We start from the raw sequence: 4,882 nt of genomic DNA on the forward strand, positions 1-4,882 counted from the left end.
GTGCGTGGCTGGCGCAACTGCTGGAATGTGGCCTGCTGCGCGGCAGTTTCATCCCACCGAAGGACATCGCCGCGATCCGTGAGCTGACCCGTTACCGCAGGAAGCTGATCGAGTCGCGGACCCGTGAACTACAGCGCCTGTCCAAGGTCTTGGAGGACGGCGGTATCAAAATCGACTCGGTGGCCTCCAGTATCACCACCCTGTGGGCCCGCGACATGATCGAGGCGCTCATCGCCGGGGAGCGCGATCCGAAAGTCCTGGCAGGCCTGGCCCGGGGGGTGATGCGGAACAAGATCCCGGATCTGACCATGGCCTGTGCGGGGCGTTTCGGTGACCACCACGCTCTGTTGGCCCGGCTGCACACCGAACACATCGATCACCTGAGCGCCATGATCGAAAATCTCGATCGTCGGATCGAGGAGATGATCGACCCTTTCGCCGAGCAGGTGAGGCTCCTCACGACCATTCCAGGCATCGGTGACCGGGCCGCGCAGGTGGTCATCGCCGAGATCGGTGTGGACATGTCGCGGTTCCCCACCGCCGGGCAACTGGCCTCCTGGGCCGGACTGTGCCCGGGCAACAACGAGTCCGCAGGCATACACAAGTCCGGCCGAACCCGCAAAGGCAACGCCGAGATCCGCGCCATCCTCACCGAGTGCGCCTGGGCCGCCGGCCGCACCGGCACCTATGTGGGCGCCCGGTTCCACCGCCTGCATCGTCGATTCGGCAAGACCGGTGGTGGGAAGGCCGCCATCGCGATCGCCCACACCCTTCTCGTGATCATCTGGCACGTTCTGCACGACGGCGCCGAGTACCGCGACCTGGGCTCGGACTATTTCACCCACTACAACAACTCCGAAGCGCGTAAACGGCGCCTGGTCCACGACCTGCAATCCCTCGGCTACGACGTCGCTCTCCAGCCCGCAGCCTGACCCTGACCTGCCACGGACCCGAGCCCACTACATAGCACATGGGCTGATTCCGCATGCCATGTCACCTCTAGTTTCGTCTCAGAACGGTTTTGGCATGGCGCCGACTCGTCAGCGGCCGTGCCGGGTGGCGGCAAGGTGCGCGCGTGAGCGCAGACCGAGCTTGCGGTACACGTTGCCTAGGTGGTACTCGATCGTGCGGACGCTCAGCACGAGCTCTGTCGCGATCTGTCGGTTGGACAAGCCGTCGGCGGCGAGGCGGGCGACGCTGAGCTCTTGCGGCGTGAGCAGTCCCGCCCAGGTGGATGGGGGTCTGCGTGTCTCGGATGGCCCGCACGCGGCCAGTTCGCGTTCGCAGCGGGCCAGATAGGGTGCCGCGCCGAGCCTCGCGAACGTGTCGCCGGCCGCTCGAAGCACGCCGACCGCCTCGGCCTGCCCGTCGGCCCGCCGGCGCAGGAACGATCCGTGAGCAAGATCGAGTAGAGCGATCTCGAAAGGCATGGGCAGATCCCGGCCGAGCACGGCTCCCTGACGGAAGGTGGCCGCGGCGATGTCCATGTGGCCGCGGGCCAGTTCGAGCGCCGCCCGGGCCCGGACAGCGCCCAGCTGTGCTGAACGCCGCGAGCGCTCCGCGGCTGCCTCCTCAAAGGGTACGAGCACGGTCTCTGCCGCATCGGTCCGGCCGAGGTGAGCCAGCGCTTCCGCGTAGAGGACGCGCCATGGCAGGTCGGATGGTTCGATCGGATCGGACGCGGGTCGGCCCGCGAACCAGGACAGCGCCGTGACGACACCACCATGGTCGCCGGCCGCATGCGCAACGCGGGCTCGCGCCATGCGGATCAGTTCCGCCTGGCCCGTGTGATCGCGCTGGGCCCGTGCCGCGCGGGCGAGGTGGGCGGAGATGTCCGGTGCTCCTCGGGCGGCCAGCGGGTAGATCATGGCGGCGTGGGGGGAGGCCGTCATCCAGACCTGCCCGCTGTCGGCGGCGAGCGATGTGGCCAGGCTGGCGTGGGTGGTCGCCTCGTCCCACTCACCCATTTGATATTCGACCAGGGACTGCAGGTATAGAGCTGTCAGACCCATGGGTGCGGCGGTGTCGTGGCGCCGGTGGAAGGCCGCGGCGGCGCTGAACGCGTCGCGAGCGGCCGGCAGGTCGTCGCAGGACCTCAGGAAGGCGCCAACGACGAGGCCGTCCGCGTCGGTCGCACCGCCGGATTCGGTGGCACCTCCGTCCCGCGCGGTCACCTCATCGAAGACCGCCCGGGCTTGCTGCCGCCAACCCGCGGAGAGGTAAACCATGATCGTCAGAAACGGCAGGGCTGTGGGCTGGTCAGCGTCCAGCGGCGCCACCTGGTTCGCCCGGGTGGCCCATTCGGCGGCTATGTCGTAGAAACCGTAGTCGACGCGTATCGTCAGCGCCTCCGCGACGGCACGTGCCAATGGAGGATCAGGAGCGAGTGCCAGTTGCGCCCACGCCTGTCGCAACGAGACGTCGCTGGCGACGAAGTCGCCGCGCACCATCGCGAGCCGGCCCTGTAGGTAGTGGTGGCGCGCGCGATCGTGAAGCGGGGGCACGGTGGCGAGGTGGTCGGCGGCGCGGGCGACCTCGCCCGCATGCAGCATCATGTCGACGGCGTAGGTGAACCAGTGCTCCCGTAGGCGCCGGTCACTGGTGAGCCGGGCCGCGGTCAGCAGCCGGTCGCCAGCCTGCGCCCAGCGGTGTTGGGCGGCGTCCTGTCCAGCCGCCTGCGCGACCTCGGCGGCAAGATCGTCGTTGGTGAACGGTGATGCTTCGATGCGGTGCGTCAGTGCCGTTGCCGGGTCGTCGGCAAGCTGCGCCGCCCGGGCGTGCAGCGCACATCGATCGTCCAGGCCGAGGTCGTGGTAGACGGCGGACCTCATCAGTGGGTGAACGAAGGCAACCCCCGCGTCGAAGGGGCGGCGGTGCTCCACGAGCAGGCCGGCCTTCACCGCCGGCCCCAGAGCGGCAAGCGGATCGGTCACACCGGCGAGGCGCGCAGCGTCCTCGACGCGGCAGCTGCGGCCGAGGACCGCGGCCGCGACGACAAGACGCTGAGTCTCGCTGGGGCAGTTGGCCAGCCGCCCCAGCACCATGAGTCGAAACGACCGGGGCGCCGGAAACGGACCGGCCTCGCGTTGTAGTTCGTCGGGAGAAAGCTCCTCCAACAGCGCTCGGGCGTGCATCGGGTTGCCATCCGTGACCTCATGCAGCAGTTGCACCGCGCGCCCGGACATCGGGGTCGCGTACTGGGCCACGGCGAGCCGCTGCAGATCATCGACGGTCAGCCCGGCCAGCCGTAGCCGGCTGCCGAACTCCGTCAACAGCCGGCGAAGCCCGTCGGAGAAGACGCCCTGTCCGTCCGTTTGAGCGACAAGCACGACCAGGACTGGGTCGTGGCGCAGCCGGCGCAACGCGAACGCGAGCGCTTGCTGCGATGACACATCCGCGCAGGTCGCGTCGTCGATGGCTAACACCAGGGCCGTGTGGCCGGCCGTCAGCTCACCGGCAAGGCTGACCAGGCCGGCGCCGATCTGGACAGGCGCGGGTGCCGCCGTCCCGGACAAGGTGGCAACGCTCAGCTCAGCCGAAAGGCGCTCGGCGCGAATCCCGCCCAGCAGTTGAGTCAACACGCCAAAAGGCACCGACTGCTCGAGCTCGTCGCCGCTGGCGACCAGAGTCTCTGCCTCGTCCAGATCCGTAAGGAAACGGCGAAGGAGCGCCGTCTTCCCGACACCTTGGTTGCCCTCGAGCAACACTAACTGGAGACGGCCAGCGCGCGCCTCAGCCAGCCGAGCGGCGAGGAACGCCAGCTCCGAGTCCCTCCCGACCAGGTGGTCCATACCCGTAGGTTCTCCCCCGTGCCCGCCGGTAGGCAATTCACGATAGTAGCCCGTCGCCGGACCTCAGCGTCGCCCGTCTCGCCGCCGACGGTCTGTCCAACCGACAGGTCGCCCGCAAGCTCGTGCTGAGCATCCGCATCATCGAGCTCTACCTGGGCAACGCCTACCGCAAGCTTGTTCTGCGCTCACGCACCACCTCGCCGCGCCCCTGCACATCCACTGACGACTCGGCGGCACGCGAGCACCGGAGTTCACTGGAACAGACCGGTGGATCTACCGGGGACTCGATGGCGGAAAACCGCTGTTCGACTATGCCGCTCTTTCGGAAGGGCGACCCCGATGCATGTCGTCATCAACGTTCGTCGAACCAGTAACGATCACGAAGAGGGTGACCTACGCGTTGAGACAGATCCGGCCGCCCGCCCCCTTCTCAAGCTGGACTGACCTCGTCCGGCTGCTTGACCGGGCGGCGTCCGACGAACCCCCGGACGCCGCCCGGTGGCCGCGGCACCTCCGTCGCGGTCACCGGGCGCCGCTCGCAGAAACCACCGACCGGCACCGGACCGGACTGGGCCCGGGGAAACCACCAGGATCGCCCGACCCCCGCGATTTCCCCAGGGTGAGGTGGGTCGCAGCGTGCCTATAATCGCACCGGAAAGAGCTCACAGCGCGGAGGTACCGATATGGCTCAGGCTGACTGGCGTTGCTGCCACAGGTGTCAAGGCCTGTTCTTCGCTGGAAACGCGAGTACTGGGCGCTGCCCGGCAGGCGGCGGGCACGACTACACGGACAGTGGAAACTATGCCATCATGTTCGGGTAGCAAATCGCCTGTCACGGTGCGTGGACCCGCAATTATCGCCTGCCAGCGGGAAGGGACCGTGAGTTCGTCCCGACGCGAGCAGGCGGCTTGGGGGCAATCACGAGACCCATCGTGGATTGCGACTGTCGGTGGTATCGGTGCGGGAGGGCACCGCGCCCGTCAAAACGGTGGCGGGAGCGCGGTCACAATCGGATATCGGGGGGACGTCATGAAGCGCATACCCATCGTCTTGATCCTGGTGCTGGTATTAGCAGCCTGCGCGCCGTCCGG

At 68.0% G+C, this 4,882-nt stretch carries 3 protein-coding genes; 2 read left to right on the plus strand and 1 reads right to left on the minus strand.

Annotation, left to right across the window (positions count from 1 at the left end; translation table 11 throughout):
• Window positions 1-932: IS110 family transposase (locus tag U9980_RS22305; RefSeq protein ID WP_322769719.1), on the plus strand; the 932-nt coding region annotated here is incomplete at its 5' end.
• 108 nt (window positions 933-1,040) lie between these two features.
• Here the strand turns inward: U9980_RS22305 and U9980_RS22310 are convergent.
• A complete protein-coding gene (locus U9980_RS22310; protein WP_322769720.1) occupies window positions 1,041-3,791 on the minus strand; it encodes an AAA family ATPase in 2,751 nt (916 codons plus the stop codon).
• A 35-nt stretch (window positions 3,792-3,826) separates the two neighbouring features.
• Between U9980_RS22310 and U9980_RS28710 the strand changes: the two genes are divergently transcribed.
• The gene (locus U9980_RS28710) at window positions 3,827-4,165 is read left to right on the plus strand and encodes a helix-turn-helix domain-containing protein (protein ID WP_416210356.1); all 339 of its coding nucleotides are present in this window, start codon (window positions 3,827-3,829) and stop codon (window positions 4,163-4,165) included.
• Window positions 4,166-4,882: the final 717 nt, after the last annotated feature.

The organism is Protofrankia sp. Cr1 (genome assembly GCF_963555865.1).
Lineage (GTDB): Bacteria > Actinomycetota > Actinomycetes > Frankiales > Frankiaceae > Protofrankia.